27 protein-coding genes are annotated in these 17,293 nt (G+C 47.3%); 24 read left to right on the top strand and 3 right to left on the bottom strand.

What is annotated here, in order from left to right:
• Window positions 1–14 precede the first annotated feature (14 nt).
• The 18 genes from SPSYN_RS09980 (at window position 15) to SPSYN_RS09905 (ending at window position 12,257) form a co-directional block, all read left to right on the top strand.
• Entirely contained in the window at window positions 15–209 is a 195-nt protein-coding gene (locus SPSYN_RS09980) for a hypothetical protein (protein WP_161822350.1), read from the top strand.
• Window positions 202–489 (top strand): helix-turn-helix domain-containing protein, encoded by a 288-nt coding sequence (locus SPSYN_RS09975; protein ID WP_161822349.1) that lies wholly within the window; start codon window positions 202–204, stop codon window positions 487–489. Before SPSYN_RS09980 ends, SPSYN_RS09975 begins: the two co-directional genes overlap by 8 nt.
• Window positions 490–610: 121 nt before the next feature.
• Window positions 611–1,024: a hypothetical protein gene (locus SPSYN_RS09970; protein ID WP_161822348.1), complete on the top strand. Its 414-nt coding sequence runs from the start codon at window positions 611–613 to the stop codon at window positions 1,022–1,024.
• 14 nt (window positions 1,025–1,038) lie between these two features.
• On the top strand, window positions 1,039–3,189 hold the full coding sequence (locus tag SPSYN_RS09965) for a phage/plasmid primase, P4 family (RefSeq protein ID WP_161822347.1): 2,151 nt from the start codon (window positions 1,039–1,041) through the stop codon (window positions 3,187–3,189).
• A 136-nt stretch (window positions 3,190–3,325) separates the two neighbouring features.
• Entirely contained in the window at window positions 3,326–3,505 is a 180-nt protein-coding gene (locus tag SPSYN_RS09960; RefSeq protein ID WP_161822346.1) for a hypothetical protein, read from the top strand.
• Window positions 3,486–3,629, top strand: coding sequence for a hypothetical protein (locus SPSYN_RS16495; RefSeq protein ID WP_423828291.1), 144 nt, complete (start codon window positions 3,486–3,488; stop codon window positions 3,627–3,629). Before SPSYN_RS09960 ends, SPSYN_RS16495 begins: the two co-directional genes overlap by 20 nt.
• Window positions 3,630–3,693: 64 nt before the next feature.
• Window positions 3,694–3,816 carry a hypothetical protein gene (locus tag SPSYN_RS16235; protein ID WP_279279263.1) on the top strand — a complete coding sequence of 41 codons (123 nt, stop codon included), beginning with the start codon at window positions 3,694–3,696 and terminating at the stop codon, window positions 3,814–3,816.
• Between the two features lie 28 nt (window positions 3,817–3,844).
• Window positions 3,845–4,264, top strand: a complete 420-nt coding sequence (locus tag SPSYN_RS09955) for an HNH endonuclease (protein WP_161822345.1) — start codon at window positions 3,845–3,847, stop codon at window positions 4,262–4,264.
• A 44-nt stretch (window positions 4,265–4,308) separates the two neighbouring features.
• On the top strand, window positions 4,309–4,767 hold the full coding sequence (locus SPSYN_RS09950; RefSeq protein WP_161822344.1) for a phage terminase small subunit P27 family: 459 nt from the start codon (window positions 4,309–4,311) through the stop codon (window positions 4,765–4,767).
• A gap of 6 nt (window positions 4,768–4,773) precedes the next feature.
• Complete coding sequence (locus SPSYN_RS09945) at window positions 4,774–6,312, top strand: terminase large subunit (RefSeq protein ID WP_161822343.1); 1,539 nt, start codon at window positions 4,774–4,776, stop codon at window positions 6,310–6,312.
• A complete protein-coding gene (locus SPSYN_RS09940) occupies window positions 6,309–7,514 on the top strand; it encodes a phage portal protein (RefSeq protein WP_161822342.1) in 1,206 nt (401 codons plus the stop codon). Before SPSYN_RS09945 ends, SPSYN_RS09940 begins: the two co-directional genes overlap by 4 nt.
• Window positions 7,483–9,321, top strand: a complete 1,839-nt coding sequence (locus SPSYN_RS09935; protein ID WP_243153007.1) for a phage major capsid protein — start codon at window positions 7,483–7,485, stop codon at window positions 9,319–9,321. The genes SPSYN_RS09940 and SPSYN_RS09935 overlap by 32 nt, the downstream gene beginning before the upstream one ends.
• A 25-nt stretch (window positions 9,322–9,346) precedes the next feature.
• Window positions 9,347–10,324 carry a recombinase family protein gene (locus tag SPSYN_RS09930; protein WP_161822341.1) on the top strand — a complete coding sequence of 326 codons (978 nt, stop codon included), beginning with the start codon at window positions 9,347–9,349 and terminating at the stop codon, window positions 10,322–10,324.
• Entirely contained in the window at window positions 10,317–10,502 is a 186-nt protein-coding gene (locus SPSYN_RS09925; RefSeq protein WP_161822340.1) for a hypothetical protein, read from the top strand. Before SPSYN_RS09930 ends, SPSYN_RS09925 begins: the two co-directional genes overlap by 8 nt.
• Before the next feature lie 15 nt (window positions 10,503–10,517).
• Complete coding sequence (locus tag SPSYN_RS09920) at window positions 10,518–10,679, top strand: hypothetical protein (RefSeq protein WP_161822339.1); 162 nt, start codon at window positions 10,518–10,520, stop codon at window positions 10,677–10,679.
• A 47-nt stretch (window positions 10,680–10,726) separates the two neighbouring features.
• On the top strand, window positions 10,727–10,924 hold the full coding sequence (locus tag SPSYN_RS09915) for a hypothetical protein (protein WP_161822338.1): 198 nt from the start codon (window positions 10,727–10,729) through the stop codon (window positions 10,922–10,924).
• A gap of 702 nt (window positions 10,925–11,626) precedes the next feature.
• Window positions 11,627–11,896, top strand: coding sequence for a hypothetical protein (locus SPSYN_RS09910; RefSeq protein WP_161822337.1), 270 nt, complete (start codon window positions 11,627–11,629; stop codon window positions 11,894–11,896).
• A gap of 67 nt (window positions 11,897–11,963) precedes the next feature.
• Window positions 11,964–12,257, top strand: a complete 294-nt coding sequence (locus tag SPSYN_RS09905) for a hypothetical protein (RefSeq protein WP_161822336.1) — start codon at window positions 11,964–11,966, stop codon at window positions 12,255–12,257.
• Between the two features lie 45 nt (window positions 12,258–12,302).
• Here SPSYN_RS09905 and SPSYN_RS15745 read toward each other — a convergent pair whose 3' ends face one another.
• Both SPSYN_RS15745 and SPSYN_RS09900 read right to left on the bottom strand, forming a co-directional pair.
• The gene (locus SPSYN_RS15745) at window positions 12,303–12,470 is read right to left on the bottom strand and encodes a hypothetical protein (RefSeq protein ID WP_202623801.1); all 168 of its coding nucleotides are present in this window, start codon (window positions 12,468–12,470) and stop codon (window positions 12,303–12,305) included.
• Window positions 12,471–12,482: 12 nt separating this feature from the next.
• Window positions 12,483–12,644 (bottom strand): helix-turn-helix domain-containing protein, encoded by a 162-nt coding sequence (locus SPSYN_RS09900; RefSeq protein ID WP_161822335.1) that lies wholly within the window; start codon window positions 12,642–12,644, stop codon window positions 12,483–12,485.
• Between the two features lie 466 nt (window positions 12,645–13,110).
• Between SPSYN_RS09900 and SPSYN_RS09895 the strand changes: the two genes are divergently transcribed.
• The 3 genes from SPSYN_RS09895 (at window position 13,111) to SPSYN_RS09885 (ending at window position 14,258) form a co-directional block, all read left to right on the top strand.
• Window positions 13,111–13,347: a hypothetical protein gene (locus tag SPSYN_RS09895; RefSeq protein WP_161822334.1), complete on the top strand. Its 237-nt coding sequence runs from the start codon at window positions 13,111–13,113 to the stop codon at window positions 13,345–13,347.
• 23 nt (window positions 13,348–13,370) lie between these two features.
• Window positions 13,371–13,577, top strand: coding sequence for a hypothetical protein (locus SPSYN_RS09890; RefSeq protein WP_161822333.1), 207 nt, complete (start codon window positions 13,371–13,373; stop codon window positions 13,575–13,577).
• Window positions 13,578–14,069: 492 nt separating this feature from the next.
• A complete protein-coding gene (locus SPSYN_RS09885; RefSeq protein WP_161822332.1) occupies window positions 14,070–14,258 on the top strand; it encodes a hypothetical protein in 189 nt (62 codons plus the stop codon).
• A gap of 406 nt (window positions 14,259–14,664) precedes the next feature.
• Here SPSYN_RS09885 and SPSYN_RS09880 read toward each other — a convergent pair whose 3' ends face one another.
• The gene (locus SPSYN_RS09880) at window positions 14,665–14,844 is read right to left on the bottom strand and encodes an asparagine synthase (protein WP_161822331.1); all 180 of its coding nucleotides are present in this window, start codon (window positions 14,842–14,844) and stop codon (window positions 14,665–14,667) included.
• Window positions 14,845–15,065: 221 nt separating this feature from the next.
• Here SPSYN_RS09880 and SPSYN_RS09875 point away from each other — a divergent pair, with 221 nt between their 5' ends.
• Genes SPSYN_RS09875 through SPSYN_RS09865 form a run of 3 tightly spaced genes read left to right on the top strand, consistent with a single transcriptional unit; the run spans window position 15,066 to window position 17,257 of the window.
• Window positions 15,066–15,833, top strand: a complete 768-nt coding sequence (locus tag SPSYN_RS09875) for a cell division protein FtsQ/DivIB (protein WP_161822330.1) — start codon at window positions 15,066–15,068, stop codon at window positions 15,831–15,833.
• Between the two features lie 25 nt (window positions 15,834–15,858).
• Window positions 15,859–16,563 (top strand): DUF881 domain-containing protein, encoded by a 705-nt coding sequence (locus SPSYN_RS09870; RefSeq protein ID WP_161822329.1) that lies wholly within the window; start codon window positions 15,859–15,861, stop codon window positions 16,561–16,563.
• 16 nt (window positions 16,564–16,579) lie between these two features.
• Window positions 16,580–17,257, top strand: coding sequence for a DUF881 domain-containing protein (locus SPSYN_RS09865; protein WP_161822328.1), 678 nt, complete (start codon window positions 16,580–16,582; stop codon window positions 17,255–17,257).
• Window positions 17,258–17,293: the final 36 nt, after the last annotated feature.

Genomic DNA, 17,293 nt, shown 5'->3' with positions numbered 1-17,293 from the left:
ACGAGGTGAAAAAAATGGCACAGGCAAATCAAGATATTCGTGGCAGTGTAAAAAAGGCCGGCTTGTATCTGTGGCAAGTAGCGGATAAATATGGGTTGGTAGATAGCAATTTTTCCAGGCTCTTACGTAAAGAACTGCCGGCGGATAAAAAAGAGCGTATTTTTAAGATAATTGACGAGCTAAAGAAGGAGGCGGCGGGCAATGAGTGACAAGGCAGCTGAACAATCAAGACAAATGAAAAGCATGGTCGGCGCTGGGGTTCAACTTCTAGATGCAGCCGAGGCGGTGGAGTTTTTCGGAGGTAAGTTTTCGCAGTGGACGCTTTACGATTTAGTACGGAAGAAGAAGATTCCGTCAGTTAAAATCGCTGGACGTATATTTTTCCAGCCCCAGTCATTGACTAATTGGTTAAATGACTTAGAGGCTGAAAGCATGGTAAAAAAGCTGGAGCCGGCGGAGGATACCGGTAAAATACGGCGGTTAAAGTAATGGCGGGAAAAACAAAAACACCCAGCGGGCAGGCTGGGCGGGACGGTGAGGTAACTAAATTATTAACCTTACTTTACCACAAAACATAAACATTGACTAGCAAAAGGTAAGGTGATCGAAAATGTTTGTTGAAATTATCCACACCTATTCAGGCGATGTGCTCATAAAAATGCCTTACGTTCAAGCCCTAATTAACGAACTAAAGGATGAAATCCCTTGGCAATACAGGCAATGGGATAGAGTTGAAAAAGTGTGGCGCATCGACAAATATTACAAAGATGAAGCACTGGAAATTATAGAAAACTATTTCCCCGACGCGGAAACCATCGACTTAGCCCGGGCCGCTATGGCCAGACGGACACCAGAGACCCCGAGCTGGGCAAAGGCGCTATATGTGCAACCGGATGCGCCGCGGGAAGTGATGGAAGCTGCATACCGGGCCTTGAGTAAAAAACACCATCCCGATTTGGGCGGCAGCGAGGCAATGATGAAACAGCTTAACGACGCGATAGAACAAGCGCGGGCTGGGGGTTAGGGGGGCATAACAAATTGGATATTACATATATATTGTCGCTACTAAAGAAAGTAAAAAGAGATGGAAATGGATATATTGCCTGCTGCCCGGTCCCGGCGCACGATGACCAAAAAGCTAGTGTATCTGTTAGCACTGGCGATGATGGACGTATTTTATTACATTGTCATGCTGGATGTGATATTAAGGATATTGTTTCCGCTCTAGGTATTGAGCTGAAAGACTTATTTCCACCGGAAACCGGAAAAACCACAAAAAAAGAAATTGAATGTACCTATGATTACACTGACGCAAGCGGCAAGCTGCTTTATCAGGCTATAAGGTATAAACCAAAAGATTTTAGGCAGCGGCAGCCGGACGGTAAAGGCGGCTGGCTTTGGAAAATGACCGGGATCAAGCCGGTGCCTTATCGGTTACCCGAACTCCTAGAGGCCATTGAAAACAATGAAATTATTTTTATTGTTGAAGGCGAAAAGGACGTTTTAAGCTTGACCACTGTGGGCCTTACCGCTACCTGCAATCATGGCGGCGCGGGAAAATGGAAGGCTAGTCATTCAAAATATTTTAAAGCCGGTGCCCGGGTGGCAATACTGCCCGACAATGATGATCCCGGCCGGGATCATGCACAGAAGGTTGCAAGGCAATTATATGATAACGGCTGCAAAGTGAAGGTTATTAAGTTACCCGGATTGCCCCCAAAAGGTGATGTAACGGATTGGCTTAATTGCGGTGGTACGCAGGACAAGCTCCTACACATTGTTAGAGATGCGCCATATTGGGAGCCTAACGGTGACAGTGCCATTACTATGGGGTTTAAGCTCACTGACCTGGGTAATGCTAAGCGCCTGGTGGCCAGACATGGTAAAAACATAAGGTATTGTTACCTTTGGGGTAAGTGGATGGTCTGGACCGGTACACATTGGCAAATTGATAATACTGCAGCTATTGAAAGAATGGCCAAAGACACAGTTCAAAGTATTTATGCCGAGGCTGCAGATACTTCGGATACGGAACTACGGCAAAAAATAGCCGAACATGCTGAAAACTCCGAATCTAAACGAGCGATCAGGGCCATGATCGACCTAGCACAAAGCGAACTAGGGGTGCCGGTGCTGCCAGAACAACTAGACGCTGATCCTTGGGTAATTAATTGTATAAATGTAACGATTAACTTAAAAAATGGTGTTGCAAGGGAACATGCCCGGGAGGATCTGATAACTAAAATTATACCGGTTGCTTATGACCCAGAGGCAACATGCCCAACCTGGCAGAGCTTTTTAAACCGAATTTTCGATAACAATACAAACCTTATTGATTACATTCAGCGTAAGGTTGGTTATTCATTAACCGGTGATACCAGCGAACAGGTTTTATCATTTCTCTACGGTAGTGGTGCAAATGGCAAGTCAACCTTTATAGATGTTATTAGAAGTTTGCTCGGTGATTACGGCATGCAGCTTAATACCGATGTACTCATGTCTAAAGATAGAAACGGGATCCCCAACGATGTAGCCCGCTTAAAGGGTGCCCGCTTTGTGGCAGCGGTAGAGGCCGGGGAAGGTCGGCGGCTTGATGAAGTATTAGTCAAGCAGTTAACCGGTGGCGATGTAATAACAGCGCGATTTCTGCATCAAGAGTTTTTCGAGTTTAAGCCGCAATTTAAGATTTTCCTTGCGGCAAACCATAAACCGATTATTAGGGGTAACGACTATGCCATATGGCGGCGAATCAGGTTGATACCGTTTGATGTAACAATTCCAGAGGGTGAGCGAGACAAACATTTAACTAGCAAGTTACTTCAAGAATTGCCTGGAATTTTGAACTGGGCACTGGTTGGGTGTGTCAAATGGCAGCAAAATGGGTTAGGTGAGCCAGAAGAGGTAAAAAATGCCACACAAACTTATCGTGATGAGATGGATATTTTAAGTGATTTTTTAGATGAAGTTTGCATAAAACAGCCATTTGCAAGGGTAAAAGTAGGCGAACTTTACAAAGTTTACTTAAAATATTGCGATGAAATCGGCGAAAAAAACACCATGTCACGCCGAAAATTTAGTGACAGGTTAAAAGAGCGTGGATTCGAAAATGAAAAGAGCACCGGCGGAATCCACTATTGGCGCGGGTTAGGGGTTAAGGCTGATGAATTCAGCGATAAGAAATATGCTTAGTAAAAGTGGACTAAGTGGACTAAGTGGAGTAAATTCCGGTTTTTTCCCCTATATGTAGCGTTTTATAAAAAAAGTGAAAATTAGTCCACTTACTCCACTACTCCACTATTAGTTAAATTATGGAAGCGGTGATTAATTGAACTACATAAAAATACAGCTTCCCAAGCACATACTGGTGCTCACAGCACAGGAAATAGAACACCTGCTGGCCAAGGATCCGGAGCTGTGGGCCCGGGCTATCGGTAGGGGCAAAGGTGTACTGAGATACGAACGGATGAAGGCACGGGAGGAAGCCGGTGAAACTACAAAAGTATAGATGCCCATATTGTGGGAAAGTACTTGCAGTAGGGGAAATATCTGGTATAATCAAATGTAAGAGATGTGGCAAGGTTTCAACCTTGACAACGGAACAGAATATCGCGAGGGTACAGCCCGTCTAGTGACATGACTTCAATTGCATGTCAGAGGCGGGCTTTTCTCATTTATCTTAAAGAGGTGCTCGGTTTGAAAGAGATACATTTAACAAGGGGAATGGTGGCACTGGTTGATGAATTAGAAGCTTTTAAGGCATATCAAAAAGCGGTTATTGAGTTATTATCAGAAAACGCGAGAGCAAGTGCGCGTTGAGGTGGGCTTTTGTTTTGGGGGTGAGCATATGCCTATGAAGCCAATGTCCCCATGCCGGATGCCCGGGTGTCCTAACCTGCAGGTACCTGGAGGCAGGGGGTATTGCAAGGAGCATATCAAGGCATACCGCAAAGACGAGGACAAGCGCAGGGGTAGCGCGCATCGGCGGGGGTACAACAAACAGTACGAACGGGCCCGGGCGTATGTGCTAAAGCATGAACCTTTATGTGTGGTGTGCAAGACGGAAGGACGGTTAACGCCGGCTACATTAACCCACCACGTAGAACACCTGGCTGACGGCGGGAGCAATCGCACTGACAACTTAATGCCGTTATGTGAAAGGTGTCATGGCAGGATGCACAGCTTTGAGGGGCCGGAGCTGTTGAAACAGATTGGATTTTTTTCTAGTGAGGGTTGCACAGGGACCGGTGGGGTAACTTCGCGTTAACGAGTGCAAGTTTTCAAAACTTTTCCTGGAAAGGGGGTAATCATATGGGAGCAAGAGGCCCTGCACCTAAGCCGACACACCTTAAAGTGCTTGAAGGCAATCCTGGCCGGCGGCCGCTAAACAAGAACGAGCCGAAGCCCAAGCCGGTAGCGCCCAAGTGTCCCGCCTGGCTGGACAAAGAGGCCAAGCACGAGTGGAAACGTGTGGCGCCCGAACTTGAAAAGCTGGGGTTGCTGACAATAGTTGACGGTACCGCCCTGGCTGCCTACTGCCAAGCATACAGCCGGTGGGTGGCCGCGGAAAAAGTCCTAACTACCGAGGGTATGACTTATGAAACCGAAACCGGTTATATTAGGCAGCGCCCGGAGGTGGGCATTGTGCAGAAATACCTAAACCTCATAAAGCTGTACTGCGCTGAGTTTGGCTTAACCCCTTCGGCAAGATCGCGAATGACTCTGCCGGGTGAGGACAAGGACGATGACGACGGAATCCTGGACTGGTGATAAACCGTGTTTGATGAGTACAGCGCAGAACGGGCTGTCAAGTTTATAGAGAATTACCTCACCCACACCAAAGGCAAATGGGCCGGTGTAAGGTTTGAGTTGGAGCCATGGCAGCACGACATTATCACCCCGCTGTTCGGCACCTTGAATGAGGACGGCACCCGGCAGTACCGTACCTGCTATGTGGAAATACCACGCAAGAACGGTAAGTCCGAGCTAGGCGCAGCTGTGGCCTTGAAACTGTTGTTTGCCGACAACGAACCCGGCGCAGAGATATATTCCGCAGCAGCGGATCGCGACCAGGCTGCCATCGTTTTCAATACGGCGGCGCAGATGGTGCGGCAAAACCCAAAGCTGGCCAAGCGGTGTAAAATCATCGACAGCCAAAAACGAATTGTAATACCGGCCACCGGTTCATTCTACCGGGCTATATCAGCGGACGCTCACACGAAACATGGCTTTAATGCACACGGAATCATATTTGACGAGCTGCACACACAGCCTAACCGGGAGCTGTGGGACGTTTTAACTACCAGTGGCGGTACTAGGACGCAGCCTTTAATATTCGCCATTACTACCGCAGGTTATGATCGTAACTCTATCTGCTGGGAGCAGCACGAATACGCCCAAAAGATAATCGACGGAGTAATCGAGGACAAAACATTCCTGCCGGTGATATACGCAGCCGGCAAAGAGGACGACTGGCGGGATGAAAAAGTCTGGTACAAGGCCAATCCCGCACTGAGCACATTCAGAGGGATTGAGGAAATGCGTGCTATGGCTAAAAAAGCTGAACAGGTACCCGCCCTGCAGAATACGTTCAGACGGCTATATCTGAACCAGTGGACGCAGCAAGAGGACCGCTGGCTTGACCTGGCAGCCTGGGACGCGACAGCCGGCACTATTGAACCTGATGAACTGCTGGGAAAATGTTGCTTCGGTGGCCTTGACCTGGCAAGTACAACCGACATTGCAGCTTTTGTACTGGTATTTCCGATGGATGACGGCGGCTTTGTAGTATTACCGCACTTTTGGATACCCCGGGATAACATGCGCGAGCGCATCAACCGGGACCGCGTACCGTATGACGTGTGGACCAGGCAGGGACTGATCACTGCTACTGAGGGTAATGTCATTCATTACGAAGCCATTAGACGGCACATTGAGCAGCTGGGGCAGCTATACAACATACGGGAAATAGCCTTTGATAGATGGGGAGCTGTGCAGATTACCACAGAACTGGATGACGCAGGCTTTACGGTAGTGCAATTCGGACAAGGATTTGCCTCCATGAGCCCGCCCACCAAGGAGCTGCTTAACCTGGTACTAAGCAAAAAGCTAGTCCATGGTGGTAACCCGGTCCTTCGCTGGATGGCAGACAACATGGTCGTTAAGCAGGACCCTGCAGGCAATGTCAAACCGGATAAGTCCAAAAGCAGTGAAAAGATTGACGGCATGGTTGCCCTAATAATGGCCCTGGACCGTGCTACGCGGTACCAGGAAAGCGAAAGTGTTTATAACAAGAAGGAGCTACTTGTCCTATGAACATATTCAAACGATTATTCAATAGAAAAACCGAGCAGCGCGCCCTGGGCTGGCGTGACCCTGACGGCTGGCAAAGCCTGATTGGTGGCACCACTGCTGCCGGCGTAACGGTAACGGCTGAAACTGCAATGGGGCACCCTGCCGTGCTGGGAGCTGTGCGGATGATTGCAGAGCTTACCGCCAGCCTGCCAATGATTACTTACAAACGCACAACCGGCGGGAAAGTCCGAGCAAAAGGGCACCCGGTATATGAGCTGCTGCATACCAGGCCAAACCCGCAGCAGACACCCTTCAACTTTAAAGAAACAGTATGCCTGCACCTGCTGCTGCATGGTAACGCTTATATCGTCATTCAGTGGGATGACAACGGCAATCCTGCGGCACTCTGGCCAATACACCCAAGCCGGGTAAGTGTGGAGCTGCAGAGTGACGGCACCCTGCTTTATAAAATAACCACACAGGGGCAGCGTAAAGACTATACCGCCGATGATGTTCTGCATATCAGTATGTTGTCCCTGGATGGCCTGACGGGCAAGTCACCCGTACAGCTGGCCCGTGAAAGTATCGCGGCAGCCCTGGCCGGCGAAGAACACGCAGCATCATATTTTGCCAATAGCGCCCGGCCAAGCGGGATTTTGAAAACAAACAGCGTGTTAAGCGAGCAGGCAGCCAAACGCCTTAAAGAGAGCTGGCAGGCAGCCTATGGCCGGGGTAAAAGTCACGGTACAGCGGTTTTAGAAGATGGGACAACCTTTGAATCTATATCGGGCAATGCACAGGAAGCACAGCTATTGGAAAGCCGGCAATTCGCCATGCGGGCTATTGCAGCGGCGCTGAGAATACCCGGTCACATGCTGGACCCTACCGTCCGCGGCGCTTATGCCAATGTGGAAACGCAGAGCCTGGAATTCCTTACCTTCTCCTTACAGCCGCTTTTAACACGCTTAGAAGAGGCTTTCACATTGAAACTGTTCACTACCGAGGAACGCAAAACTTTATTTGTGGAATTCCTAACCGAATCACTGCTGCGCACCGATACCAGAACTCGTTACTCGTGCTATAACACGGCCATAACCAGCGGGTTCATGACACCTAACGAGGCGCGGATCAGGGAGAACATGGAACCATTAGCTGGTGGCGATGTACTATACCCACCGCAGAAAGGGGCAAATGATGAAAAAGAATCCGGAAAAAGAAATTAGGGCATTACCTGTAAGGCTGGAAGTAAGGCAGGCCGGAGAGGATGGCAAACGTACCATAGCCGGCGTTATTAGGTATGACACCGAGAGCGCGGTAATGCGTGACTTTTGGGGTGATTCCTTTGTCGAAGAACTAGGCGCTGGATGCTTTGACGGCAGCTTAAAAACCCGGGCTGTGGTGGGACTGTGGAGTCACGACACCAGCCAGGTGCTGGGCAACACCAAGGCCGGCACTCTGCGGGTGAATTCCGATACCACGGGCTTAAACTTCGAGCTGGACTTGCCGGATACTCAAGCCGGTAATGATGCCTGGGAGAGTATCCGGCGTGGCGATGTTGACGGCGTGTCCTTCGGCATGCGGGTAGTAAAAGACAAATGGAGCCGTGTCGAGCGAGACAACAAAAAACTGTATAAACGCTCAATACTGGACGCTGAACTTTATGAAATTAGCCCGGTGGCATTTCCAGCCTACCCCAGCAATGAGGTAAACTGCCGGTCACTGGAAGAATATAAAAAATCACGGGAGGGCAAAAAAACCATGAATTTACGGGAACGCGAAGCAAGGCAGAAACTGGCAAACCTGAAGCAGCAGGCTGACGCTATTATGGCAGCAGCCGATGACGAGGAAAGAGATTTAACCGACGACGAGCAGCGCGATTATATCGACCTGCAAAGCGAAATTCGCAGTTTGGAAAAACGGATCGCATCCGGCGAATTTAAAAAAGATGAAAAGCGCCGGCATCCCAATATTAAGGTAATCGAACCTGCTAACGAATGGCGCAGCCTGGGCGAACAGCTGCAGGCCGTAATGCGGGCAGGTATGCCTGACGGGTACATTGACGAGCGTTTAACCAGGAGAACCGCCAGCGGGCTTAATGAATCCGTGCCCAGTGATGGGGGATTCCTGGTTAATCAGGATTTCAGCACGGAGCTGTTAAAGCGCACCTATGAAACCGGCGTGCTGGCTTCCCGCTGCCGCAGGATTCCCATTTCCACCAACGCAAACAGCATGAAAATTAATGCTGTAGATGAGTCCAGCCGTGCGACAGGCAGCCGCTGGGGCGGTGTCCGGGCTTACTGGGCAGCCGAAGCCGATCTTTATACCGACAGTAAGCCTAAATTCCGGCAGATGGAACTAAACCTGGATAAGCTGATTGGACTGTGCTACGCCACGGACGAGTTGCTCGAGGATGCGGCCACCCTTGAAAGCGTCATGCAGCAAGCCTTTGCCGAAGAATTCGCCTTTGTTATTGACGACTGCGTTTTTGCAGGTGACGGTGCGGGCAAACCATTAGGGATAATGAAATCCGGCGCTTTGGTTACAGTGCCGAAAGAGAACGGCCAGGCTGCCAACAGTGTAATATTTGAGAATATCGTCAATATGTGGGCCAGGCTGTGGGCACCTTCGCAGAAAAACGCTGTCTGGTTAGTCAACCAGAACGTATTACCGCAGCTTTTCGCACTATCCTTTGCAGTAGGCACCGGTGGAATTCCGGTGTATATGCCGGCCGGTGGTATTTCCGGCCAGCCCTACAGCACGTTATTTGGCCGTCCGGTGATTCCCATTGAACAGGCCGAAACATTAGGGACAACCGGTGACATAGTACTTTGCGACTTGTCCAATTATTTACTGGCCGATAAAGGCGGCATTGACTCTGCTGTTAGTATCCATGTGAGGTTCCTTTATGACGAGCAAACTTTCAAATTCACTTACAGGGTAGCAGGGCAGCCGGTATTCAACAAGCCGCTGACACCTTACAAGGGCACCGACGAAATTAGCCCGTTCGTGGCGCTTGCTACCAGGGTGTAAGCCTTTCCAACTAGCCCTTCGGGGGGTGAACCTGCTGGATATTAGGGACGCGTTAAACAAGGTTTTGGCCGGCGCTACAGTGGTAGAAGTTGCTCACGAATTAGGTGTGGACAGCGATTTGCTAAATATGCGCCTGCTGAAATTGCCGGAATACCGGGAATACCGGGAGCAATACCGCCAGGCGCTGGAGCAAAAAAAGGCTGCAGCGCTGGCCCTGGCCCGGCAGGGTTATTCACCCGCGGTAATTGCCCGCAAAGTTGAAGCGCCTGAAGGCACCGTCAATAATTGGATGAAGCGTGCCGGTATTGATACCAGTATATCCGGTAACGATGACATGACTTGCCCTGAGTGCGGCGGTACTATGAAGAAGCAGGAGCTGTTCTTCTGGCAGTGTGAATGTGGCGCGGAATTCTGGCCGCCTGATGAGCAGGTACCAGACGATCCCGACGAGTGGACCAGGCCCTGGCGAGTTAGGACTGATGACGGTGCTGCGGTGGCAATACTGATGCAGCGCCTTTACAACGAGGGTAATGATGCTGTCCGCATTGCTGCAGCGCTTAATGAAGCCGGGCACCTGACGCCCCGGGGGAGGCCCTGGACAAGAACTAACGTACTGGCTCACTTAAAGCGCCATGGGATAATGGCAGGCAGTGAGGATTACCAGGCCCAGCGCGAACGTATTAACGAGATTGTGCTAAGTATGGCCGGGCATGGCTATAATTCACGCGATATTGCCGACAGGCTGAATATGGAGGGCTTCAAAACTAACCGGGGGCGTGAATGGACTCTGGACGCAGTTTATAAGCTAATCCGAATCAGCTTAAAGTCTGACGCGTATCTGCCTTTTAATAAAGGTGTGGCCAGAATTAAAGCGCTTAAGGGCACCCTTAAGGGTGATAAAAATAATCACCCGTGGGTTAAAGATGAGGAAATAAGACGTGCTGCTGTGAAAGCGAGGTACAAAAAAGATGACCTGCCCAGCTTGCAAAAGTGCGATGAATAAAGATCACGATCATTGGAACTGCCCCATCTGTCGGGGTGAGTTTTATTCGGCCGCTGCTGCCTGCGGTATTGACGATGCCTGGCAGTATAGCATGACTCATTTTTATAAGGCTATGCGCGATGAGAAAAGAACCACCCGGGTAGATCGCAAGGTGGCCAGATTGGCCGGCATAAGCTGAAAAGAGGCTGCAATTATGGTAATGGTAACTTATTATAGACAATATATAGGTGTGTCTACAGATGAAAAACCAAAAGCAAACGTCCTGCCCGGCAGCAGGTTCCTGGAAACCGACACACAGGACGTTTTTATATACGATGGCACCAACTGGATTAAGCTAACAACGGCGTTTTTTTAAATAGATGATGCTCACCCGGGGGGAAACCAAAGGGGGGGGGTTAGGGAGTGGCAATATACAAAGTCACCTATTTAAAACAAGACTATTTCTATGAGACAGAAACAGTAAAAGCCGAGGTAACCCAAGATGAATTAATAAAGCTACTACAGCGGAGCGATACATCGGTAGAGGTGGCATTAAAAATACATCAAGGTGAATGGCCTTGGATGAAGGATTTATTTAAGGTTATAAAGGACCCTTATTGAGGAGAGCGGGAGTGATCCCGCTTAAATTTTTGCCCCACCACCTTTTTTACGGCAAATATGGAGGCCGTTTTCGCTCCAATTTTGGCGAGAAACTTTACACCCGGGGGTTATCTGCCTTGCGGTTGAGTTTCAAGAGACAAAATTTTGTCCTTTGATTTTCTGTCGGCTCCCCTCGCGCGCGTGCGCGTATTGCAACTAAATTCAGCAAAATTTTGCTTAATTTCTGTCGGCTCCCCTCGCGCGCGTGCGCGTATTGCAACCAAGCAGTTGAACCGAAAGCTCAAAATGAGCCATCGGCTCCCCTCGCGCGCGTGCGCGTATTGCAACTCAAATGTCCAAGCGCTTGGACATTTACCGCCATCAATAAATAAAACTCACTCGGAAAAATAACCGGGTGAGCTGGGCCGGGAAGTCGGCTGAGTTTTCAGTTACCGACAAACTGTCGGCTACTGACGTGAAGTAGTTACCAAGTTGGTAGGTAGCGCCACCAACAAGGATGGAACAGATTGTTACCCCCTCGGGGAGACACTGCCCCCCCACAAGTGGGGTGAGTTATAATTTATCTATTTCAAATCGCTAAACCTTTCGGGATTTAAAATCCATAAACTTTCTGCGTTTTAAACGCATAAAGTCAGTAAATCACTGCCTAAACTTTTGGGCTCATATCAGGCCGAAAGTGTGGAATCGTAACGTGAGAAGCTCGTGAGAAGCTGTGCGAAGCTGAACCTGGATGCGGAAAATTCCGCATCCCAGGCGCAGATTGGTGAGCGGATTGGGTGGAGTAGGGAGCAGGTTAAGGACTATGCGACAGTTTTAAATAAGATTTGTGCAGATGTTTTAGATTTAGCAAAAAAGTATCAGGTGGGGCGTGCACCAAAGAATGGTGCAAATGCACCAAACCATGATTTTACCGAGGGCTGGTTCCGCGCCTCCGGCCTGTATGAGTTGCACGAATACCCTCACCGGCAGTAGCAGTTGAACCGAAAGGACAAAATGTCCCATCGGTAACCAATATACTAAAATTGGTGAAGAACAAAATGTGCAACACCAAACTACTGCAGAAAAAAGCGAAGAATCAAGAGAACAAAATGTTCCTTTGATTTCAACTGCCGAAAATATAGCACAACAACACGACATTAGTCACATGTCCGGGGCACAAAATGTGCCCCGGCAGAAAACAACAGAGGTTGGGGGACATTTTGTCCCCCAACCAACTACTGCTGAAAAGCTGGCACAGCAAAGAGGACAAAATGTCCCCTCTGCAAAACAAATAGCTCAAAGTGAGCCAATTGTTCCAACCGCGCGAAATTATTTCGTTTGCGGTATTGGATAAGATTGCACATAAAATAACCCGGTGCTGGCCGGGCTTTATTTTGTCTTATTTGAATAGCTTACCTAACAGCCTACCAGTGGCCTTACCTGCTGCCCTCCGGGCTATACGTTTGCCTATGGTGCCATTACGGACGGCGTTTACGTCCCCCAGGAGCTTTGCCAGGCTGTATAATACCTCTCTAAGTTGGCTGATTGGATCCTTTCTCCTTGCCATTGTATCAGCCCCTTATTTACCTTCCAACAGGCGCTTTAGTTCTGATTCAGATATGCGCCAAACGTCGCCTAATTTAACGGCGTTAAGCTTCCCCTCCCTGATCCACTTATATAAAGTACGCACGTTTAATTTTAACTTATCCGCAACCTCTTGCGGTGTATAGTAGTTTTCCATTTAGGCAACCCCTTTCTTATATACTATATTACCATTCGTTACACTATATTTCAACAAATACGTTGACGCTGTTTGTTGATAGTGGTATACTTTGTTTAAGTTGGTTACACTACATTACACCAAACTACATAATAAAACACCAACAAAGCCGGGTTAATCACAAACAGAGCGCATGCTAATTTAATCGAAAGGAGGGTTACAGGTGATAGAACTTGGTAATGGTGAATTTTTATTATACTTTGACGGCAAGTTTTATTTTGTTGAGAACGTTGATACCAAAGAAAGCGCGGAATAACAACCTTCGGGCGGGGAAACCTGCCCCTTACATACAGTAAGGAGGCGGTGCTGATGCGGTGGAATTATCAGCGGTGCGTATTGCTGCAGGTGTTAATGGCTGCCGGTATAGTTATGGCGGTAGGGGTTATGGCCGGCATGGCCATATAAAAGTAAAAGGGAGGTAAGTTTTTTGGATGCTCAAAAGACAAGCGCAGAAGTCATTGAAATTGAACATAAAGCTCATAAAATTGTAACAATCTGCGGAAAAACTGATTTAGATACTTTCCCATTCTTGCTCATATCTAAGGTGTTTGACAAATCGTGGGAGCGTTACGAAGGCAGCATGTTTTGCGCATTGGGTGCGGTTTACTTATTGGGCTATATTAACGGGAAAAGAGAAGAACGTTTGCGGAGGCGTAAAGGATAGTTAAGGTGAGGGAGGTGTGACCAATGAATGAAACTTTTGAAAAAATCTACCGGGAAATTTGCAATTCTATCTGCACCAAATGCGAGCTTGCGGCCAAATTGCAAATGCAAGACGCATCTTACCCGAAAGGCAAAATCGACGGGCTGCATGAGGCCCTATTCACTGTGGCGCTGTATATGGAAGTTGACCAGGAAACGCTTAATGAGCTACGGGCTTTGGAAGGGTTTTAATTGGCCTGGTAAAACTGAATATAGAGGTTGATCCGCACGAACGCGAGGACCCCACCAGGGCGAGCGGGAAAACCGGTGCTGAGGGGACAGCCACCAGAGCAGCGGGAGTGGATCGGGGAGGTATAGGTCACTTTGTCACCACACATTTAGCAATATTTGGCGCTGTGTGGTCGGATAGGCCGGGGAGTAACTTGGGAGCAGAATGGGAGCAAAAACGAAAATTGGGAGCAAAAAACGCCCCAAAATGCAAATTGGGGCAAACTCCCAATGTCCCGCAGGGCAAGCAGGACAAGCCTTCCCAAAATTACGCTAATCATAACTAATCCAGTATATACACAGTTAATGTGGACTCTTTTTTGGTTTTATGGGGGACAAGCGTGAAAATTGGTGGATTAATGAAATTTACAACAGAAAGCGATTTAAACAATTTGCGTATATTCCATTTTGCTCAAGGTAAAGATATGGTTAGTAAATGATAGGAGGTATTAAAGCGTGATTAATACTAACGACAAAGCCGAATTGCAAAATTGTATAAGCAATGCCAAGAATGTAATAGGAGAAATTAAATCTGCTGTAAATCGCATCAATGATCAACAGGGAAGACGGGAATTACAGGAACTTTCCAATAAAGCAGATATTTTATTGGATGAAGCAAGTCAGAGATTTAATAAAATTTTATAAAAATATTAACACAAACGGGGACCTGGTAACAAAAGGTCCTCTTTATATTGAGCACATGAAAAACCCGCCTTTGTACCTTTTATAACAACTTAGGTGAGAGTATATATGTTAACTAATCTAAAATGTCGAATTCAAAATGGGCGTGAAATAATAATAGAGCTGCTATTAATTTAATTATACAAATAATCAGCTGTTTGCGAGAGAATACTCCAGTGTTAATCATACTTATAAAGTCCACGAAAAACACCAATATGAGTACCAAACCCAGAAGTGCGCTTACAATTGAATATAATATTTCCATAATACATCTCCTCTGTCAATTATATGAATGTTCGGCGTAAATAATGCTTTTAAAGCTTATAAAGCGAAGAAAGGAAGCCGGTGGCTTCCTTTCCTGAACTCTCAATTACAAAATGCGGTTGGAGTTGTGTTGAACTAGGTCTATAGTACCTATAACGATATGTGCCAAACCAAAGCCTGCCACACCCCAGCCGACCATTGGATTCACATTGCGCAGAGCCAACCCGGTGGTAGTAACTGCCGCACCTAAAACAGTGGGTATCAAACCTTCGCGTGCCACCGTCATCCCCCCTGTCAGATTATTGAGAGTTCCACATTATTGTGTGATGATAACCAATCTTTATACTTGGAAATATAGTTATCTTATATGCTTGGCTTTTATTGTTAAAGCATTATTTACAGCATAAATTTCTTGGACAAGATTACTTAGGTGTTTTATAATTTAAATGTTAAACAGTAAAGAGACTTAATTTGTCTAGTTAAAGTTGTTTGGGCAGCGGAGGGCTTTTGTGGGAAAGGGATGGGACGGCTATGGTAGCAGGCCCGGTACATGCGGTCGGCAAAAAGAAAAAATTTATATTTTGGCAAAGCTTTTTTTTTATTTTCGTTATGCTTTTAGCAGGTTATGTTTTGTTGCAATCACCTTTTTTTATCATAACTAAAATTACTGTGCAGGGAAATAATAAGGTGACTGCGGGAGAAATTGTACAGGTGTCGGGTCTGGTAACAGGCCTGAATATATTTAAAGCTGACTTGCCAACCGCCTCTGCCAAGGTAAAGGTTTTGCCTATGATTAAGGAAGTAAATATAATCAGAGATTTTCCTGATACAATAGTGATTAAGGTAGTCGAGCGTAAGCCTGTTGTGCTGTTAGTTATAGATGGTAATTTTGTGGAACTGGATGCCGAAGGTTACTACCTGCGCCAGGGTAATATAGCGACCACCGGCCTGCCGGTGGTAACCGGTGTACAGGTGCAGGCTGCAGGACCAGGCAAAAAAGTAACCGGAAAAAGTTTAAATACTGCACTACAGGTAGTGCAGGAATTGGGCGGCCAATTGCGGGATAATCTGTCTGAAGTGCATGTCAATAACGTGGGGTTGGTAACTCTATATACGTTGGATGGTATTGAATGCAGATTGGGAACAGCTAAGGATGCTGCTATTAAAGGGAATTATTTTCTTCAGGTCATAGAGGACTTGAAGGAGGATAATAAGAATATTGAGTATGTTGATTTCTCCATTATCAACTCACCGGTCGTAAAGTATAAAGATTGACCGTATTAATCATGGGGGAGCTGGCATGAATAAAAAATCATACCATTGGATACTTTTGATGTTTGGTGTAGTCATGGGTTTAATACTGGCGGTACAGTTCCGGGTGACCAGTGATATGAAGGGCACACCGAATTTAGAAACGCCCATAGCACTGGCTCAGGAGTTGGATGAAGCCCGTAAAGAAAGAGATCAATTGCAGGCTAAGGTAGACGAGTTGCGGAACCAACTAGATAGCGCGGTAACCGGGCCGGAACTGTCCAGATTGAAAGAGGAACTGGACGAAGCACGTCAGGAGGCAGGCATGAAAGACGTGCAGGGGGCCGGTGTAGAAGTGACCCTTGATGATAGCAATAAAGTACTGCAACCTGGGGAAAATCCAAACTTTTACGTGCTGCATGACGGGGATGTGCTACGCGTGTTAAACGAGCTAAAAGCAGCCGGCGCTAAGGCCATTTCCCTGAACGGGCAAAGAATTATTTCTACCACCGAAGTACGTTGCATAGGACCGACCATTTTAGTGAACAAAAACCAGCGGCTCACTCCTCCGTTTATTATTTCTGCGGTAGGTGATCCGGAAACACTTTCCAGCGCGCTTAAAATGAAGAACGGAGTCATTGACTACTTGCAGTTTTGGGGCATCCAAGTGGAGGTCAAAAAGGTAGATAAACTCACCGTTCCAGCTTATACGGGCGGTCTTGTATTCGATTATGCTAAACCCAAGATATCATAGTGGAGGTGGTTGGCCGGTGCCCCAAAAAACTAGTATGTATATCTCCATCATGCTGGTTGCCGCGGTGCTGGGGTTAATGCTGTCCTTGCAGTTTCGTGCGGTGAACCGTGCCTCAAGTGGCATATCAATTGATCGCGCCCAGGAGGTAACTGCAGAACTGAAACGAATCAACCAAGATAAGGAGGATTTATCAAAGGAAATAAACGATCTAACTTCTAAATTAAACCAGGTTAAACAAGGTCAGGCCGAGGCTGTAGCTGCACTGCAAAGTGAATTAAACAAAGTGCGCATGAACGCAGGCCTAATTACGGTAAGTGGTTCAGGGATTGAATTGGTACTGGATAAACCTGATAATACGGAGGATACTCAAATTCCGCCCGAACTGATGGTTATCCAGGACGAGTATTTATTAAGCGCATTAAATGAGCTGTGGGGTGCCGGCGCTGAAGCTATATCCATTAATGGTCAGCGCATTATAGCTACCACCGAGATCAGACAAGCAGGTTCCTTTATTAATATTAATCTTAATCGGGTGGTCCCCCCGTACCAAATATTGGCCATAGGTAATCCACAGGAACTCATGAATACACTGGAAATGACCGGCGGGTTGCAGGAATACTGGCGGGATTTGGGGATTAAGGTGACTATCGAAAAGCACGAAGATTTAACTTTGCCTGCTTACGTGAAAAAATAGTTATACCGTAAAATTAAGAACTAATACGTATTAATT

The organism is Sporotomaculum syntrophicum, assembly GCF_009932395.1.
In the GTDB taxonomy this organism is placed as follows: domain Bacteria; phylum Bacillota; class Desulfotomaculia; order Desulfotomaculales; family Desulfallaceae; genus Sporotomaculum; species Sporotomaculum syntrophicum.
This window is presented reverse-complemented; position numbering and strand designations above follow the sequence as displayed.

Coding starts and splice junctions, on each gene's coding strand:
- SPSYN_RS09880 (WP_161822331.1), bottom strand. CDS start 14,844: ATGACGGTGGCACGCGAAGGTTTGATACCCACTGTTTTAGGTGCGGCA.
- SPSYN_RS09890 (WP_161822333.1), top strand. CDS start 13,371: ATGAATGAAACTTTTGAAAAAATCTACCGGGAAATTTGCAATTCTATC.
- SPSYN_RS09925 (WP_161822340.1), top strand. CDS start 10,317: ATGAATAAAGATCACGATCATTGGAACTGCCCCATCTGTCGGGGTGAG.
- SPSYN_RS09980 (WP_161822350.1), top strand. CDS start 15: ATGGCACAGGCAAATCAAGATATTCGTGGCAGTGTAAAAAAGGCCGGC.
- SPSYN_RS09920 (WP_161822339.1), top strand. CDS start 10,518: ATGGTAATGGTAACTTATTATAGACAATATATAGGTGTGTCTACAGAT.
- SPSYN_RS09970 (WP_161822348.1), top strand. CDS start 611: ATGTTTGTTGAAATTATCCACACCTATTCAGGCGATGTGCTCATAAAA.
- SPSYN_RS15745 (WP_202623801.1), bottom strand. CDS start 12,470: ATGGCAAGGAGAAAGGATCCAATCAGCCAACTTAGAGAGGTATTATAC.
- SPSYN_RS09870 (WP_161822329.1), top strand. CDS start 15,859: ATGAATAAAAAATCATACCATTGGATACTTTTGATGTTTGGTGTAGTC.
- SPSYN_RS09955 (WP_161822345.1), top strand. CDS start 3,845: ATGCCTATGAAGCCAATGTCCCCATGCCGGATGCCCGGGTGTCCTAAC.
- SPSYN_RS09935 (WP_243153007.1), top strand. CDS start 7,483: ATGATGAAAAAGAATCCGGAAAAAGAAATTAGGGCATTACCTGTAAGG.
- SPSYN_RS09975 (WP_161822349.1), top strand. CDS start 202: ATGAGTGACAAGGCAGCTGAACAATCAAGACAAATGAAAAGCATGGTC.
- SPSYN_RS09900 (WP_161822335.1), bottom strand. CDS start 12,644: ATGGAAAACTACTATACACCGCAAGAGGTTGCGGATAAGTTAAAATTA.
- SPSYN_RS09950 (WP_161822344.1), top strand. CDS start 4,309: ATGGGAGCAAGAGGCCCTGCACCTAAGCCGACACACCTTAAAGTGCTT.
- SPSYN_RS09940 (WP_161822342.1), top strand. CDS start 6,309: ATGAACATATTCAAACGATTATTCAATAGAAAAACCGAGCAGCGCGCC.